This is a genomic window from Vibrio sp. 2134-1 (assembly GCF_033339495.1).
This window is the reverse complement of the sequence record NZ_JAWOUS010000003.1, coordinates 229656-247807: the sequence shown is the minus strand read 5'-3', so window position 1 is coordinate 247807 and position 18152 is coordinate 229656. Positions and strand designations below refer to the sequence as shown.

At 44.3% G+C, this 18152-nt stretch carries 16 protein-coding genes; 8 read left to right on the top strand and 8 right to left on the bottom strand.

Translation table 11 applies throughout. The features are described 5' to 3' along the window. Together R7R78_RS05775 and R7R78_RS05770 are read right to left on the bottom strand one after the other, a co-directional pair. Positions 1-744, bottom strand: a complete 744-nt coding sequence (locus R7R78_RS05775) for an HAD family hydrolase (RefSeq protein ID WP_053303784.1) — start codon at positions 742-744, stop codon at positions 1-3. A 5-nt stretch (positions 745-749) separates the two neighbouring features. Beyond that, a complete protein-coding gene (locus tag R7R78_RS05770; protein WP_225473264.1) occupies positions 750-1829 on the bottom strand; it encodes a phosphoribosyltransferase domain-containing protein in 1080 nt (359 codons plus the stop codon). Between the two features lie 637 nt (positions 1830-2466). On the opposite strand from R7R78_RS05770, the gene R7R78_RS05765 reads away from it, so the two are divergent. Beyond that, complete coding sequence (locus R7R78_RS05765; protein WP_005385152.1) at positions 2467-3006, top strand: redoxin domain-containing protein; 540 nt, start codon at positions 2467-2469, stop codon at positions 3004-3006. Between the two features lie 512 nt (positions 3007-3518). After that, complete coding sequence (locus R7R78_RS05760) at positions 3519-4202, top strand: hypothetical protein (RefSeq protein WP_138939625.1); 684 nt, start codon at positions 3519-3521, stop codon at positions 4200-4202. A 195-nt stretch (positions 4203-4397) separates the two neighbouring features. Here R7R78_RS05760 and R7R78_RS05755 read toward each other — a convergent pair whose 3' ends face one another. Both R7R78_RS05755 and R7R78_RS05750 read right to left on the bottom strand, forming a co-directional pair. Beyond that, positions 4398-4763 (bottom strand): winged helix-turn-helix transcriptional regulator, encoded by a 366-nt coding sequence (locus R7R78_RS05755; protein ID WP_005375456.1) that lies wholly within the window; start codon positions 4761-4763, stop codon positions 4398-4400. A gap of 167 nt (positions 4764-4930) precedes the next feature. Then, positions 4931-5515, bottom strand: coding sequence for an NAD(P)H-dependent oxidoreductase (locus R7R78_RS05750; RefSeq protein ID WP_017635228.1), 585 nt, complete (start codon positions 5513-5515; stop codon positions 4931-4933). Positions 5516-5785: 270 nt separating this feature from the next. On the opposite strand from R7R78_RS05750, the gene R7R78_RS05745 reads away from it, so the two are divergent. Both R7R78_RS05745 and arsB read left to right on the top strand, forming a co-directional pair. Then, positions 5786-6127, top strand: a complete 342-nt coding sequence (locus R7R78_RS05745) for an ArsR/SmtB family transcription factor (protein ID WP_005375451.1) — start codon at positions 5786-5788, stop codon at positions 6125-6127. A gap of 85 nt (positions 6128-6212) precedes the next feature. Then, complete coding sequence (gene arsB, locus R7R78_RS05740) at positions 6213-7268, top strand: ACR3 family arsenite efflux transporter (protein WP_005385145.1); 1056 nt, start codon at positions 6213-6215, stop codon at positions 7266-7268. Between the two features lie 36 nt (positions 7269-7304). Here the strand turns inward: arsB and R7R78_RS05735 are convergent, their stop codons facing one another. Next, positions 7305-8084: a helix-turn-helix domain-containing protein gene (locus tag R7R78_RS05735; protein WP_225473263.1), complete on the bottom strand. Its 780-nt coding sequence runs from the start codon at positions 8082-8084 to the stop codon at positions 7305-7307. Positions 8085-8103: 19 nt separating this feature from the next. Next, positions 8104-8637, bottom strand: a complete 534-nt coding sequence (locus R7R78_RS05730) for a YbhB/YbcL family Raf kinase inhibitor-like protein (protein ID WP_225473262.1) — start codon at positions 8635-8637, stop codon at positions 8104-8106. Between the two features lie 187 nt (positions 8638-8824). On the opposite strand from R7R78_RS05730, the gene R7R78_RS05725 reads away from it, so the two are divergent. The 4 genes from R7R78_RS05725 to R7R78_RS05710 all read left to right on the top strand — a co-directional run bounded on the left by R7R78_RS05725 (position 8825) and on the right by R7R78_RS05710 (position 12802). Further along, positions 8825-9616 (top strand): PhzF family phenazine biosynthesis protein, encoded by a 792-nt coding sequence (locus tag R7R78_RS05725; protein ID WP_225473261.1) that lies wholly within the window; start codon positions 8825-8827, stop codon positions 9614-9616. Positions 9617-9823: 207 nt separating this feature from the next. Beyond that, on the top strand, positions 9824-10774 hold the full coding sequence (locus R7R78_RS05720; protein WP_406707364.1) for an HlyD family secretion protein: 951 nt from the start codon (positions 9824-9826) through the stop codon (positions 10772-10774). 4 nt (positions 10775-10778) lie between these two features. Continuing rightward, on the top strand, positions 10779-11705 hold the full coding sequence (locus tag R7R78_RS05715; RefSeq protein ID WP_225473260.1) for an ABC transporter ATP-binding protein: 927 nt from the start codon (positions 10779-10781) through the stop codon (positions 11703-11705). Continuing rightward, a complete protein-coding gene (locus R7R78_RS05710; RefSeq protein ID WP_017635233.1) occupies positions 11705-12802 on the top strand; it encodes an ABC transporter permease in 1098 nt (365 codons plus the stop codon). Before R7R78_RS05715 ends, R7R78_RS05710 begins: the two co-directional genes overlap by 1 nt. A gap of 109 nt (positions 12803-12911) precedes the next feature. On the opposite strand, the gene R7R78_RS05705 is transcribed toward R7R78_RS05710, so the two are convergent. Together R7R78_RS05705 and fdhF are read right to left on the bottom strand one after the other, a co-directional pair. Further along, complete coding sequence (locus R7R78_RS05705; RefSeq protein ID WP_005375433.1) at positions 12912-13283, bottom strand: hypothetical protein; 372 nt, start codon at positions 13281-13283, stop codon at positions 12912-12914. Positions 13284-13667: 384 nt separating this feature from the next. Next, complete coding sequence (gene fdhF, locus R7R78_RS05700) at positions 13668-17906, bottom strand: formate dehydrogenase subunit alpha (RefSeq protein WP_225473259.1); 4239 nt, start codon at positions 17904-17906, stop codon at positions 13668-13670. Between the last annotated feature and the right edge of the window lie 246 nt (positions 17907-18152).

Genomic DNA, 18152 nt, shown 5'->3' with positions numbered 1-18152 from the left:
TTACCAAGATAATGAATCTGCGATCTGGCTTTTAGTGGGCATCAAAGCAAAATCAGAAAGTTTCATAAATGGGATATCAGATAGGCTATCGCCCATGGTTAAAATTAATGACTTTTCATCTAGCTGACGTATTATATAATCAACAGCTAATTTTTTCTGGGTATAAGGTGGCAAAAGTGCCATATTTCGGCCATTAATATGTATTTTTATATCATTTAAATCTATACTGATTTGTGAAAGTATTGAATCGAATATAAAATCATAATCTATACCTTCAGTGCATTTTACACAAACATAACAATCAATATCATCCTCGGAAACAATATAACTTTGTGCATTAAACCCTTTAGAAAGTATAAATTCTTTTAATTCTTCATTTATTAAATTCAATTTATCAGACCATAATCCAAGTGGAAATTTATTTTTAATATGCTCAACCCAGGCGTTGCACTTCTTTCCGTTAGGTTCAATAATTAAAGCACCATGAGAAACGACCATCCACGACTTAAATAATGAACTTACTTGAACCCTTTTGAGCGTGTTATAACTCCGTCCAGTTACCGGAATAATTGTAGATCTAGTGTCAATAAATAACTCCAAAAGAGTCCGCTGTTTCTCTGACATAAATGAACGAGCTTGGCCGTCAATATCTAATGACGCTATAGAAAGGCTATCGCTTTCTGAAAACTTCCTTTTAGTTGCCATAAAACAATCATCAATATCTGTAAAAAGCACAGTACGCATGATAACTACTCTCTCTCAAGTGGAGGAAAACGCTGGGCTAATTGGTGCTCAGATCTAAGTGATTCATCTTCTAAAAAGAGCACTGGTAGCCTCTCATTCTCTTGAAGGTTATAAATGTAATGCTCTACATCTCGGCTATCCACCTGAAAAGCTTCTTTCGTATTAATTGCATTTCCCACCAAAATCGGGGAACGAGTTGTAGATTGAAAGATCACATCTCCTCCTCGACTCTCTGCTAGCTCCGCAGCTAGGAAAGGCAAATATAGGTGCTCTCCATCTCCGATAACAGTTCTCGGAAAAGTAATATCTAATACAGGTATATGACCACAGAATGGCATTTTCATAGCAAATCGCCCTAAATCATCCCTACAAGGCTTTTTGACAAGGTCTCCATCAACTTTTTCTGGGAGAGAAAGATTTAAGTTAGGCTTTGCCTGAAAGTCAAACTGACCATCAATTAATGAAACATGAGTAACTGTAACATCCCACTCTTCATACTGAGCGCGATTTTCTTCGCTTAACCAGTTGACTAATGAGACTATTACAACCTCTTTCACAAATCGCATCTTTGGTAAAATCTTATCACCGAGTAACTTTAGCGTACGACCAGTTGAAATCTCATCATCAACGAGTATAAGACGCTGACAATTAGAAATAGGTTCTAATAGTTCTATCTTTGGTTGATACAAAATATGATCAATAGCGTGACTATGATTTTCATCTAACGTAAACCAGATTGGCAGGTCGCACTTGTAACGAGTGGTATGCTGATAGTAAACTTCTCTGCTTTGTGCCCTAGCTAGACTATCCGCAACACCAGCACCAAAGCCCGTCGCGGTCTCAGCCATACCAATCACAAAACTGCTTAGATCATTATTAATCTGCGAAACAAGTAAATCATAAGTATCTCTCATCGTACTTGGTTTTACTGAAATATGTTTTCCTAAAACTTTAGAAACAAATAAAAAACCTCTTTTAGGGTTCTCTCTTGAAGCGAAGTCTAATAGATCCTCAAATGGCATCATCTGCTTAAATAAATCAATATTTAATGTTCCATTTTTAATTTCTATTTTAAATTTATTCATTATTATCGGTTGCTAATTAATTTCATTCATCGTGATTATTTACTTTCACAAATATAAAAAAGAATGAAGAGATCACTTAAAAAATAGAGTTAATATAATAATAAACATAAAAAATGTATATTAGGAACTTGCAGAAAGAACTAAAACTCTAATAATTTAGTGATTATGCATGTCAAGCATGTGCTTTTAACATCAAAATCGCCAAAAGTCTTAGTTTTTGTCCTTTCCATCGAAAATTAAAGGTAATTTCAATCGTATAACTTCCACGTAGATAAGGTGTAACACTTTACCTAAATCAATAGATTTAAATGCCTATTCCTCCGCACCTCTCCAACTTCAACATTTAATTCAATGATAACCGCTAACTTATCGTCATTCCTTAAGGCTCTAAACTCATTGTTTTATGAGAAGGTTTGCCTTTAAACCTAACTCGTTTTGAAGGTAACAGGTAAGCTAGTAGTTTATCACCCTAAGCTAAGTCAGATTACACCTTAAAGCTCCATTGCAGTTTTTGTGGTTACTAAAAGTTAACTAGTTGAAACACCGAAAAACAGAGTTTACATTGAAGTCTCATCCCCCAATCGCTTTGTTGAGAAAGGGGCATTCATGGATATACACCACCAATTCGGGAGTCAATATGGCAACTTCAGTGAAACTTAAAGCGGGCGACAGCTTCCCTCATCTTCAAGCCACTTTGCTAGATGGTTCAAGCGTAACGTTGGGTCAGCCGCAAGGTGATGCGACTTGGCAAGCAGTATTCGTTTATCGTGGTAAACACTGCCCTCTTTGTACTAAGTACCTCAACGAGCTTGAGAGTTACAAACAGGCTTTCGCTGATGCTGGCGTCGATATTCTTGCCGTTTCTGGCGATTCAAAAGCACAGCTAGAGGGGCATCTAGAGAAACTCGAAATCAGCTTCCCTATCGCTTACGGCCTGACCGAAGAACAAATGAAAACGCTAGGCTTGTATGTATCTATTCCTCGATCTGAACAGGAAACCGATCATAATTTCGCAGAACCAGGTCTGTTTGTGGTGAATGAACACGGCGACTTACACGTGGTGGATATTTCAAACAACCCGTTTGTTCGCCCTGAGCTTGGCGCACTATCACGCGGATTGGCATGGATTCGCGATCCAAACAATAACTACCCTATCCGTGGCACATTGGATTACTAATATCTTCTACACCCAAGTAAACTTTCTATCCTTAAATAAGCTAGGATTCTTGCCTTAGTGAGAATAACTTGGAATACATATCAGATCCGTGAGATCTGATATGTATCAACAAGTTGGAAATAGAGTCCTTGTTCATTATACAACGCCTTGATGAAAAACAAGATCAGTGAAGCCCAGGCTCCCCTCAAACAACGTTAGTTATTTACTTCTAAGTCACTTTCACGATAAATACATGAAATTAAGACTAAAAACTTAGACTTAACGGATATATAAATCATAACGGTACCTACACAAGTAGTTGGCTAGCGATTATTATCCTATTGCAACTCACAATTGTGCAAATCTAATAATTCATACCATAAATGAAAACATAGATACCGTAAGAGACAAAATAAAAGCAAACGATTAAATTATCAATAAAACACCGTTCAATTAAAATAAAAAACACTTCACTTTATAAAAGTGTAATTAATCGTTATTTGCAATCACACATCTTAATTGAGAAATACAGTATGAATAAAATCTCTTTGCTTTATATGGCCGTTTGTATCGGATTAGTTGGATGCGGTTCAGGAGGAAGCGACAACGATCCAGCAAAAGATATACATCCCACCATTTCAAATCCGGAACAAGTCAACGCAATGACGGTGGACAAAGGTCATTTCTATTGTTCTGTAAACCAACAAAAACTGGAACACGGAGGGACATCTGCAACCATGTCCTACCTGATTGAAAAGAAGAGAAATTCTACGGTTGTTGACGATTATGAATGCACCGAATACGGTTTAAAGAAAGGTGAGTCAATTATCGTCACTAAAAGTGCAATTGAAAACTTTTCATACTCAAAACATTATAAAAGCACGAAGAAGAATGACATTAATGGGTTTAAAATCATCTACCCTACAGGGCTTACGACTCCGATTAATAAAGATTATGAAAAAATTACGATCACGTATAATACGGAGAGACCTGACGTTAACATTAAGATAATTCAATATTTTGACGAAAAGTCTAAATTATATACCATCAAAAAATATGAAAGCCACGTTAACGACAACTCACCAATAGGTTTAGTTGAGAAAGAGGAATTCGATAAATATTCCGATTTTGAAAAGAAACTGGAATTAAATAGTGCTTTTTTAAATTCAACTGAAGTGAGTGATTTATTCTACAACTTACTAAGTATGATAAAATAATAACTAAAAATCAAAAACTTAAAAAGTACGATTATGCTCAAGTAGCTTCGATATGCCTGACTCGAAAGAGTACGTTGTTTTACGAAACAAATTACGATTTGAATGAAGTACATCTAAGTTACTTGGGTATAAACGGCGATGTATTGTTAATCAGCTTTCAAAAGAGAGTGACGTTTGCGATTAACTACTTTGGTCTTAACGAAGCTCAATTTGATGCTTTTCAGACCAAATTCGCAAATCATCAAGAATCTTAAGTGCGGTACGGCCGAACTCTGTTAGTTCATAGCTGACTGCAATTGGGCGGTCGCTGATCACTTTGCGCACCACCATACCTTCCGCTTCTAACTCTTTCAGGCGTTGGTCGATCATCTTTTTACTTGCACCGCCTAGCATGCGTGCTAAGTCATTGAAACGAACTGGGCCGTCTTTCAAATGATAAATCAGAGAACCTTTCCATTTACCACCAATTAGACGCATCCCTTTCTCGATAGCACATGGCTCCGCACATACGTTCGCCACTGACTTACGACCTTTGCTATCTACACTGATTCTGCTTTCCACAATACACCTCAAGATACGCACCTAATCTAGGTAACGAAAAGTAAGCTAGATACATTTAGTGCTTTAGAGTAATAAAAACGTCACCTCGCCGCAAACAAATAAAAATGGACCGCATGTAGCAGTCCATCTCAATTCATCATTCAGTTCGCACTATCTTTCTAAAAGGATTAGAAGTTTTCGTTAATGTGAGCTTCGAAACGAACAAAATCGTTTTCGATATCTGCGTTCTTCATCACGTCGTAACAAGCGAATGTAGGCAGTGCTGACATACCAAAGAAGCGGAAGTTAGCGTGCATGTGGAACATCAAATCGTCCACGCCTTTACCTTGGAATAGGTATTCGCTCTCATCATCAAACGATTCTTCTGGCGCGTTGAATGTCAGTGACAGCATGTATTTGCTGTTGGTTTGAGTGCCGCCTGTACCATAGTTTTTCTTTGGTTCTTCTGCGCTACGGCCATCGAATGCACATAGTGCGCCGCCCATACCCGCAGTAAACACGTCGTCCATGTATTTTTTGAATGACCAAGGCACAGACATCCAGTTGATTGGGCTTTGGATGATCACGCGATCAGCCCACTCAAAGTGTGCGAGTTGCTCATCTACGTTGATCTCATCTTGCATTGTCACAACGCGAACCTCATGGCCTTTTGCTTGCAGAAGCGTCTGTGCTTTGTCGACAAGAGAAGCATTTAGACGACCTTCTGAATATGGTGATGGTTCGTGTGCATTGATGATCAGTACGTTGCTCATGGGATTACCTTTAAATAAGTTCACAAGATGACGCAGTAACCATTGTGCGTCGGATGTGGTTTATTATGGTAACCTAGAAATATAGTGCAATTAGTTAACTTTTAGTAACCTACTTAATTTTTTATTATATCACTGTTTTTAAAACATATATTTTTTCAATTTTTTATTCATCGTTATTTTACGATTAATTTTTTCATCGAGTTGTTGAATCTTCCACAGAGCAGGCGTACACTTTATCGCAATTCGACGATTAACTATTAAGGCCAGCGAATGAGTGATAAGTGCAAGGACACGTGCGAAGTTGTTTTTCAGACAACGCAACAACAGCTCGAGAAAGAACAAACTCTCGCAGCGCAAGCAAAAGCTTTGTCGCATCCAGCACGTTTGCGCATTCTGCATATCCTGCACACGCTCGATACCATGGGCGGTTGTTTGAACAGTGATTTGGTTTCTGAACTGGGTCTTGCGCAATCTACTGTTTCCGAGCACTTGCGTATTCTCAAGCAAGCAGGCTTTATCAGCGCCGAGCCAAACCCACCTAAGGTGTGTTACCGCATTCAACGCGACGCGTTTGATCAGTTCAATCTAGGATTTTCCAAGTTATTTGATTAATTCCCTTTGCACGCTGGTCAGGCGTGCAGAGATAAACTATACCTTTAACTATCGCCTTTCGACGATAAACGAATAAGAGAACACTATGACTACTCAAGTTTTAAATAGTGCCAGCGACAAAATGAGCTTCTTGGACCGTTACTTAACGGTGTGGATTTTTGTTGCAATGGCAATCGGTGTAGGTATTGGCGCAGCATTCCCTCAAGTTGCTGAGTGGAACGAGTCAATGTCTGTTGGTAGCACAAACGTACCGCTAGCGATTGGTTTGATTTTGATGATGTACCCGCCACTCGCAAAGGTGAACTACAACCTGCTAGGCACAGTGACGAAAGATAAAAAAGCAATCACGCTGTCTTTGGTCATGAACTGGATTGTCGGCCCTATTTTGATGTTCATCCTTGCATTGACTTTCCTAGGTGATCATCCGGGTTACATGGTTGGTATCATTCTGATCGGTCTTGCTCGTTGTATTGCGATGGTATTGGTATGGAACGATATCGGTGGTGGTAACAAAGAATACGGCGCAGCCCTAGTTGCATTAAACAGCGCTTTCCAAATCGTGACTTACAGTGTGATGGCATGGTTGTTTATCACTGTGTTGCCACCAGTCTTTGGTTACGAAGGTTTCGTAGTTGATATCTCGATGATGGACATCGCGGAAAGCGTTCTTATTTACCTTGGTATCCCATTCCTAGCGGGCTTCCTAAGCCGCAAATGGCTGGTCGCTGCGAAAGGTGAACAATGGTACAACGACGTATTCATCCCACGCATTTCACCAATTACGCTTATCGCCCTGCTTGCGACCATCGTACTGATGTTCAGCTTGAAAGGTGAAATGATTCTTGAACTGCCAATGGATGTATTCCGTGTAGCAATTCCACTGGCTATCTACTTTGTGTTGATGTTCTTTGTCAGCTTCTTCGTTGGTAAGAAAATGGGCATCGACTACGACAAAAACGCGTCAATTGCTTTCACGGCAACAGGCAACAACTTTGAATTGGCAATTGCGGTTTCTATCGCGGTGTTTGGCCTAAACTCAGACCAAGCTTTTGCTGGTGTCATTGGCCCGCTGATCGAAGTGCCTGTATTGATTGCTTTGGTGAATGTAGCATTGCGAATGAAAGCCAAATATTATGGCTAACCTAAAAAGCACAAAAAATACAAAAGCGGTAAAACATTAACTCACTACCGTTTTAATATACTCGCTGGGCGTTAGGCCGAACTTACTTTTAAAGCGTTGGCTAAAACGCCCCTCTGACTGATAACCACACAACTGTGCGAGCAGCGCAACGTTATACGAGCCATTTTGCATCAAGTAAAGTGCGTGATTTAAGCGCACTTCTGCCAATACTTCGCGATACTGGGTACCTTCTTGTTTCAGTTTGCGTATCAATGTTGCTCGGCTCATAGCAAAGTGCCCCGCGACCATGTCTAATGGATGCTCCTCCCCTGGAGAGCGCGATAAGTAACGACTAAGTTTCTGACTAAAAGAGATATGTGAACTCGAGAACAACCGATGCAATAACCCTCTCTCAGCTAGCTGCTGATATAGGCCCATAATCCAATAGCGTTGTGTCGCTTCACTTAAGCTTTCCCGCTCAAACGAAAACAAAGCATTTAACGTCGCTTTCAATGCTTTATCTGTCTCAACAACAGGTACATAGTTTCCTAATGCGTTGCTCATGCTTAGCTCCAACATTTCATCGCTAGGCACACAGTGAAAACTGAACATTCGAGAAAGAAATCGCCCTTGTAGAGGAAGGTTTTCAAAATTTAGGGATGCATTTGCTTCACAAAGCATGATATTTGGATGATGGATGTCGAGTACTTCATCTTTCCAGAAAAGATGTTTACTCCCCTTAACAATCTGAATAAGGCTTGGGGAGTGAATCCTGACATTACGAAGCTTCTGCTGCTGCTCCGCACGAAACAGCGTAACCTGATATTGGTGACCCATTCTCTCCCCTTATATTCAATTATCGCGTGTAAGTCGTGGTTAATGTCGCTTTACCCAAAGCAACACTATTCAAAGTAAACCCTACAATGGCTGGTGGCGTGTTTTCATCCAAATTCAGTTCGTCAGTTGGCAATGCCCACACCGTAAACTGGTAACGATGCATCCCATCATTCTTTGGAGGACACGCGCCGCCGAACCCCGTTGTGCCGTAGTCAATACGAGATTCTTTGCCGCCTAACTTGTTCATATCAATGCCTCGAGGCAGCTCGCTAACGGTGGATGGAATATTAAACGCTATCCAATGCCAAAAACCACTGCCTGTTGGTGCATCGGGGTCATACACGGTGATCGCAAAACTTTTTGTGCCCTTTGGAGCTTCTTTCCACATCAATTGTGGTGATTGATTCCCGCCATCACATCCCCAACCAGAGTATTCAAATGTCTTCGCCATCGGGTGGCCTTCTTGAATATCTCTACTCACGAGTTCAAATGCATGGGCAGAACCGACCGCAAAAACACTCAATACCAAAACTGACTTGTATATCGCTTTCATGTTTTTCTTCCTTTCAATGAATTCAACACTAGTCTAAATACCCAGCAGTCCGAATCCTTGTCAGTAAGTATCAAAAACCACAAAATAATCTATAATTTTGACACTTTAAGATTCTAACACAAACTTCTTACTCTCTTAATTGCACTTGGTTTATGCTAATTAATCGCTCACGGAATAAGGAAGGAAAATGGAATTGGATATCTACGTGGTGGACGCCTTCACCGATACGCAATTCAAAGGCAACTCAGCAGCGGTGATACCGTTAGAGGAATGGCTAGCCCCAGAATTGATGCAAAATATCGCGACAGAAAACAACTTGTCGGAAACGGCTTTTCTAAAATCCATTGGCGCAAACCGATATGAGATTCGTTGGTTCTCTCCGATTACTGAAATCGATTTCTGTGGACACGCGACACTGGCCTCTTCGTTAGTTCTGTTTGATGAGTTTGGCATTAATGGCACGATTGAATTTCATACTCTGGAAGTAGGAACCCTCACCGTAGAGAAGAATGCGCAAGGTAAGATCGAGATGACGTTCCCTGCTCGTCCTCCAAAAGCCGTTTCTGATATTCCCTCGGCATTGATTGATGGCCTAAGTTGCGATGTGGAACGCGTACTGCTTAGCCCTCAAGCGTATTTCGTGGTGGTCGGCAACCAGCAGGAGGTACTTGAGGTTCAATACCGTTCAGAGCACCTCAAGACACTCGCTCCTTACGATGTGGTCGTTACCGCGAAAGGTGATCAACAAGACTTTGTATCGCGTTACTTTTGGCCTGCAAATGGTGGTGACGAAGACCCCGTAACTGGCTCGATTCACGCTGGGTTAGCACCGTTCTGGGCAGAAGCGTTAGGCAAAACATCACTGGTCGCTTACCAAGCTTCTCAGCGCGGAGGCATTTTGCACTGTGAAGTTACTGGCGAACAAGTAAGAGTATCTGGCGACGGCGTGCTCTACATGAAAGGCAAGATTTTTGTTTAAATGATATTCATGTAATCAACTTAAAAGAGCCAAGTAAAGCACGGCTTCCGCAGGATCAAGCCAGCTTCAACAATTAATCAATTGATGAATATTGAAGGAATTAACTTCCTAGCCGGACAAAACTGACTCACGTTACACTGAATGCAGTCCCACACTCTTCTATAGCTTGATACGAATTCGAGCTCACCTTCTTAGAGGAAGCGTCGCATGATGAAGCGAATCATTCTTGGCACCCTAGCCCTGACTCTTGTAACTGCCTGTTCCAAAGATGACGGACAGCAAGCCCTTGGCACATTAGAACGTGACCGCGTAACCTTCACTGCCACCTCTAGCGAGATAATTCGTGCCCTACCCATTAAGGAAGGCAGCCAAGTCACCGAAGGAGAAGTGCTGGTTCAGCTCGATACAAAGAACCAAGAAGCCGTTTTAGCTCACGCCGTTGCCGAACAAGCCAAGGCTGACGCCTATCTTTTGAAATTGACCAATGGTGAGCGACCAGAAGACATTGCCGCAGCGCAAGCTCGCGTTGCCAGAGCGGAAGCTCAATTGATTGAAGCGCAAAAGAACTACCAACGTAAAGCGGAGTTAGTTCGTAAAAAACTCATCAGCCAATCAGAAAAAGACACCGCTTTAGCAGCCAGAGATTCTGCCCGTGCAGAGCTAGACTCCTCACAAGAAGAGTTCAGCAAACTGACCGCTGGCTCTCGTCCTGAAGATATTGAACAAGCGAAAGCCGCACTCATGGCTGCAAAAGCCGATGTAGCACTACAAGAACAGAAACTGGCAGAACTCACCATCACGGCCACGCGAGATGGCTTGTTAGATAACCTACCGTTTAACCTTGGTGAACGCGTTCCGGTGAATGGCATTGTTGCCGTAATTCAAGCGAGCCGCGTCCCATACGCCCGTGTTTATGTTCCTGCTAACTATCGAGTCGACTTTGTGCCGGGTAAAGCGGTTAACGTGCATGTAGATGGCGTTGAGCAACCATATAGCGGCACCGTTCGTTGGGTTGCGACTGAGCCTTCATTCACTCCTTATTTCGCGCTTACCGAGGAAGAACGCTCGCGTTTGATGTACCTAGCAGAAGTCGACCTTCAAGACTCAGCGCAATCTTTGCCTTCGGGTATTCCTGCGCAAGTGGATTTGGTGGAGTGAGCCAATGACCGAATACGCGATTCAAGCTGAAAATGTGGTGAAAAAGTTTGGTGACTTCACCGCCATCAACAACATCACGCTTAATGTGCCCAAAGGCAGTATCTATGGTTTTCTTGGCCCAAACGGCTGTGGTAAATCGACAACCATTCGTGTGTTGACGGGCTTGCTTAGCCCAAGTGAGGGCAATGTCGATGTACTCGGGCTAGAGATCCCAAAACAATCTGAGCTTCTGCGCCTCAAGATTGGCTACATGACACAAAAGTTCTCCCTCTATGATGACCTGACGGTTCAAGAGAATCTTGAGTTTATTGGACAAATCTTTGGAATGGAAACCAAGGCCCTAAAGGCTCGCATCGAAGAACAACTAGCCACCTACGGTCTCGACCAACTGCGTAAACAGCGCGTCGGCGGAATGAGTGGCGGCCAGAAGCAACGCTTGTCTCTTGCCGCAGCCACTATGCACAAACCAGAATTGTTGTTTCTTGATGAACCCACGTCTGCGGTTGACCCAGAGAACCGACGCGATTTCTGGGAGCAGTTGTTTGACCTCTCTGACCAAGGCACGACGATTTTGGTCACTACGCACTACATGGATGAAGCAGAACGCTGTCATCGTCTGGCGATTATGGAAGCGGGCGAAATCCGCGCCGATGGTGAGCCAGAAGAACTCATGGCGCAAATGGGCGTTAACATCGTCGAAGTCAAAGCGGATAATTTACGCGAGCTAAAAGAGAAAGTCATTCAGCGTGAAGAGGTGCGCTCGGCCGCACAGCTCGGCATTCGTTTACGCATTTTAATCCACCAGCACATCGAAGAACCGATCGAATGGTTAACCCAGACCTTTCCTGAGCTTGATGGCTGCGAGATGAACATTGCTCGTCCTAGCTTGGAAGATGTGTTTGTCAGTGTTACGGGAGAAGGTCGCCAATGATGAAATCTATTGCCCGTATGAAAGCGGTAATGATCAAAGAGATCCGTCAGCTTTCACGTGACCGCATTACCTTTGGCATGGTCGTGATGATCCCGTTGATTCAGCTTTTGCTGTTCGGCTTTGCCATTAATACCGATATTCGCAATATTCCCGTTGGCGTCGTCGATCAAAGTGGCAGTACTGCTGGGCGTGTGATCACCGAGTCCGTCAAAGTCACGCAAGTGGTCGATGTGGTAGAAACTTTTGCTACCGCTTCAGAAGCCGAGCAAGCCATTCAAGACGGTTTAGTGCGAGCCGCTTTAATTCTACCTAGCGACCTAACCCAACGTATGGTGCAAGGGCGAGAGCTTGGCCAGTGGATTGTGGATGGTTCAGACACCATGATCAGCTCTGCGATTCTCTCGCTACAAACCATGCCGTTAACGGATTTTGATTTTGAGATACGCCCTGCCCCAACCAAAACCTTTGAAGTTGCGCTGTATTACAACCCGAGTCGGCGCTCGGCGGTGAACATTGTCCCCGGTTTGTTGGGCGTAATTCTAACCATGACGATGATCTTGTTCACCAGTGCGGCCATTGTTCGAGAACGGGAACGCGGCAATTTGGAGTTACTGATTACTACGCCAATTCACTCCATCGAACTCATGGTGGCGAAGATCATTCCCTACATCTTTGTTGGTCTGATACAGGTGTTTATCATTTTAGGCTTGGGTCATTGGATATTTGGTGTACCGATAAACGGCGCCATTAGTCAGATACTGTTTGGCACGCTGCTGTTTATCGCCGCGAGTTTAACCTTAGGTTTGGTGATATCCACCATTGCGACGACACAGCTTCAGGCCATGCAGATGACGGTGTTTATTCTTTTGCCGTCGATTCTTCTGTCCGGATTTATGTTCCCTTATGAAGGAATGCCCGTCGCCGCACAATGGATATCAGAAGCCCTACCAGCCACTCACTTTATGCGCATTATTCGTGGTGTTGTGCTGCGTGGTGCAGACCTAATGGAGCTATGGCGAGATACAGTTTGGTTACTTGGATTCACCGTTATCGGCCTTATTGTCGCTTCATTTCGCTTCAAAAAATCACTCGACTAATTCCACGATATTGCGTTCATTCCTTAAAAACAAAAATAGCCCCAACGAAGGGCTATTTTTTGTTTCTGTATTCATACACTGCGCTATCGAGCTCAACTCTCAGACAATATTAATAGTACTCACCGTAGGAACAATCTCGTAAATCGGAAATATTGTAGTTTTTCAAAGAGTTTATTTTAAAGTTGAACACTACCTGTTTACAGACAACGCCTTCGCGATCCGTGTACGTGATAATACCTTCACTGTACGCACGCTGACCATCAGAGGATGTCACGTCAGCAACAAGTTCCAAATGGCCCTTGTGCGCGTCTACGCGATTCATCATCTCAAACACATCGACCCACTCTTCGCGATTTGCCATTTGTATTAGCATGGACTTCGCCTGTGTTTCCAACTGCTGGGGGTATACATAATAACGGTTGTAACCAAAGTATGCGCACATAAGTAATAAAACGAGTGCAAATGAGGTTGTTCTTGTCATACAAGCTTCCTCTTGTTGTTATAAAAATCTTGCTTCGTTAATTCAGTATAGGAAGCGAGCAAAGTTTAGGTTATAGAACTTGCCCAAATAACAGGGGACAGTCAGAGACAGTCAATTCTATGACAAGCTCAACAACAAACTTTATTGCACTCTCATCATGGGCTTGAACAAAAATACGCCACAGAGACAGTAAGAAGTAAGAAGTAAGAAGTAAGAAGTAAGAAAGGAAAACTAACCGGAGCGCGGTGATAACAGAAAAGTAAAAGGAGTTGGAAGAAAAAGACAATCCGAGTGAATGTAGTGAGAGCGGAAATCAAGATTAGATTATCCGCCCATCAACTAGGCTCAAATTGTCAGTGACCACAACAATGTGACTCACCGAATTTAAACGTGTTGGTAACTATCTTCGAGAGACTCTGTCTGCGTTGTTTTTTCGCTCACTTCCACTTTAACCGCAGCGACCTTGAACTCAGGGATCTTCGCATGCGGATCCGTCGCCGTTGTCGTTAGGCGGTTGACTGGCGATTCAACAAAGTGGAATGGAATGAACACCACACCTTTTTGAATACGCTTAGTCACAAAGGCATCAATCTCAATGCTGCCGCGACGTGTAGACACCGTGAGACGCTGACCATTACTGATGCCTAGCGCTTCTGCGTCTTCCACGCTCACCATCGCGCGAGGGCCAGCAAGGTTATCCAACCCTTTGGTCTTACGCGTCATGGTGCCAGTGTGGAACTGCTCAAGTACGCGACCCGTCGTTAACACAAGTGGGTACTCTTCATCTGGCAACTCAGCCGCATAACGGAACGGTACACCCACCATCTGCCCTTTACCACGAGTAAACTGGGTTTGGTGCATGATGCGAGTACCTGCCGGGTTGTTCTTGTTGCTCGGCCATTGCACACCGTTTGGCGTAATGGCATCCCAACGAAGACCCGCGTATTGAGGTGTCACTCGTGCTATTTCATTGGTGATATCAGACACGCAGTGGTAATCCCAATCACTACCCATGGCATTGGCGATCTCTTGGATAATCCACCAATCTTCTTTCGCTTCACCCGGCGCCATGACAACCGGATTCACACGCTGTACACGACGTTCTGTATTGGTGAAGTGACCCGCTTTCTCTGCAAACGAGCAAGAAGGCAGAACCACATCCGCGTATTGTGCAGTCTCCGTTAGGAAGATGTCCTGAACCACTAAGAAATCGAGCGCTTCTAAGCCCTCAATCACATGCGCTTGGTTCGGGTCACTCAACACTGGGTTCTCACCCATAATGTACATACCACGGACGTCACGATGGCAAGCCGCATCAATGATTTCTGTCAGGGTTAGACCTTGCTCAGAAGGCAGATTTGGTGCGTTCCATTCAATCGCAAACTTCTGACGCACAATTGGGTTGTATACCTTTTGGTAGCCTGGGAAGCTGTTTGGCAAAGCACCCATATCACACGCGCCTTGCACGTTAGATTGACCACGCAGCGGGTTGATACCACCACCTTCAATACCGATGTTGCCACACAGCAATTGCAGGTTAGCGATAGAACGCACGTTGTCATGACCTGTCGTATGCTGAGTGATACCCATCGAATAGTAAACAGCCGTACGATCTGCCGTACCGATCATGCGCGCCATTGCTTGAATGTCTTCGGCTTTTACGCCCGTCACCAACTCCACTTTATCGAGGTTATAAGCTGGTGACATCACTTCTTGCAGTAAGGTATCAAAGCCGTCGACACGTTCTTCGATGTACTCTTGATCGTACCAACCGTTCTTGATGATCTGCTGCATGACACCATTTAGGAGCATCACATCCGTACCCGGACGGTGCGCCATATACAGTTCAGCATGCTCTGCCATATCGACACGTTTCGGGTCAGCCACAATCAAGCGAGCGCCGTGGTGACGAATTGCTTGCTTGATGTGTGAAGCGATGATCGGGTGCGCCGATGTGGTATCCGAACCAATAATAAAGATCACATCAGAATGCTTAATGCTTGGAATGTCGTTGGTCATTGCACCACTACCCAGTGATGCTTCAAGACCGGTTACACTCGATGCGTGGCACAAACGCGCACAGTGGTCGACGTTATTGGTGCCCAGTTCACGACGGACAAATTTTTGGAACGCGTAGTTGTCTTCGTTAGTGGTTTTCGCTGAAGAGAAACCCGCCAATGCGTTGCTGCCAAAATCTTGCTTGATGCCAGAGAACTTGCTCGCAATCAGTTGAATCGCCTCTTCCCAACTTGCAGGCTGCAACCAACCGTCTTTGCGGATCAATGGCGTGGTAAGACGCTCTTCACTGCCAATGAAGTCAAAACCAAAGCGCCCTTTCACACACAGCATGCCTTGGTTCACTGGCGAGTCACCGCCCTTCACATAACGAATCGTATTGGTTGCTTCATCCACGAACATAGTCAACTTACAACCCACACCACAGTATGTACAAATGGTGTCGACCGCTTTCAGATCTTCAGTACGGCCTTGCGAACGGTCACGACTATCGACCATTGCGCCCGTTGGACACACTTGAACGCACGCGCCACATTGCACGCAGTTCGAATCACCCATTAGGGTTAAGCCATTCTTGTTGCTTCCAAAGTGTGGACGATCGTCAGGACGTAATGCCGGACGACCTTGTTTATCGCACACAAAGTTCAGTACACCGTGTACGGCTTTGTCGCGGCACGCTTGGATGCACTGACCACAGCTAATACAGCGGTTAGCATCAAACTCAATAAACTCAGAGCTGCGGTCAACTTCGTACTTATGACGCAAGTCTTTCGCACGAAGATCTAACCAATCTTGATGCGATTTAATCTGCAAAGAGAAGTCAAAGCTTTGCTCAGCTTCGTATTCGGTGGAGTAATCACGCAGCGCACAATCGGTATTTGCCTGACAGCCACATTCTAGACAGCGCGCAGCTTCCTTCATCGCTTCTTCGTTATCAAAGCCCAACTCCACTTCAGCGAAGCTTTGCTCGCGTTGTGCTGGAGTCAGCTCAGGCATGATAGAGCGAGCGACTTTCTGGATGTTCTCGAAGTGAAGCGGATCGACTTGAGAGAGCTTCTTCTCTTTACGCGAGTTGAACGCCGCCTTTGGCATATCCGCCATATCACCATTCAAAAATAGGTCTATTGCTTTTGCCGCAACACGACCATCACCCACCGCTTCAACTGCCGTTGCAGGACCACGGCGGAAATCACCAATACTGAAGATGTTGCCCGTGCCTGTGTGCATGGTCTTTTCATCTGCATCAGAGGTGTTCCAGCGCGTTAGCGGAATAGATAAGTCCTCACCTTCTAGGAAGCTCAAATCAGGCTTTTGCGATACTGCTGCAATCACGGTGTCGAACTCTTCGGTAAAGAACTCGCCAGTTGGTTTAGGGCTTCGACGACCAGATGCATCCGGCTCACCCAACGCCATGCGCTCTAGACGAATCGCATTCACGCGTCCGGTTTCATCGGCAAGGTTTTCTGCAGGGTTGGTCAAGAAGTGGAATTTCACCCCTTCGTGTTCCGCTTCGACAATCTCGTAGTCTTCTGCCGGCATTTCGTCACGAGTGCGACGGTAAATCAACGTGGTGTCGGCACCAGCACGACGCGCAGTACGAGCACAGTCAATTGCCGTGTTACCACCACCGATCACCGCGACTTTCTGACCCGTTACATAGTTTTGCTCAGTAACGTAATCTTTAAGGTAATCAACGCCTAAGTAGCAACCTTCAAGGTCACTGCCTGTGTAATGCATTTCAACCGCTTGAGACGCGCCGACAGCCAAACACACTGCGTCGTATTCTTCGCTCAATTGAGAAAGCGTGAAATCCACACCCAGCTTTTGATTGGTGTGAACTTGCATGCCATTACGGCACATCAGTTCGATTTCTTTATCGAGAATGTCTTTTGGCAAACGGTATTCAGGAATACCGTAACGCAACCAACCGCCCGCTTTTGGCATGGATTCAAAGACCGTAACGTCGTAGCCTTCATTCGATAAGTAGTAGCCAGCCGTTAGACCACCAGGGCCACTGCCAACGACGGCAATGTTCAAACCTTTGCTCGGTTTCTTTTCTGGTACGTAGGCTTCATGCGCAGACAAATCCGCATCCGCGGCATGACGTTTTAGCTGACGAATTGCAATAGGCTCATCGACTAACGAGCGGCGACATTCACTCTCACAAAATGCCGGGCACACACGACCAATCGATAGCGGCATAGGAAGCGTACGCTTAATCACTTCAATCGCTTTTTGATGATCGTTCTGTGCGATGTGATAAAGGTACGATTGGATATCAACGCCCGCTGGACAAGCGGTTTTACATGGCGCTTCACAATCGGCGTAATGGTCCGTCATGATGCGGTTGAGTGCTTTTCTGCGGTGCTCGCTTAATTGTTCTGATTGCGTGACCACATTAAGGCCGCGGTAAACTTCGAGTTCACACGCACGCTTAGTACCGCCACTTTCGACTTCAACTACACACAAGTCACACGGTACTTTTTCATTACTTTTGTTCATTCCGCACAGCGATGGGATCTCGACCCCACACACTTTTGCTGCTTCTAAAAGGGTTAGACCCTCTTCTACAATTCTATATTTTCCATCGATGACAATTTCTATCATGCAACCCCCGCAGCAAAGCAAATCCAAATCTGCACAAGTAAAACCATGCATTCTATAAGGATAATCATTTGTAAGACAAGTTAGTGTGATGTAAAACTTATAAACCACATTTTTCACGTGTCATAAAAAGCGAGGGCTTCTTTCGCTAACTTTCAACACTCGGTGTTTAACAAACGTTTTACTCCCTCGAAAGTGCGAAAACTGTAGGGTTGGACTATTTTGATAATAAGAGTAATAAATGATTGA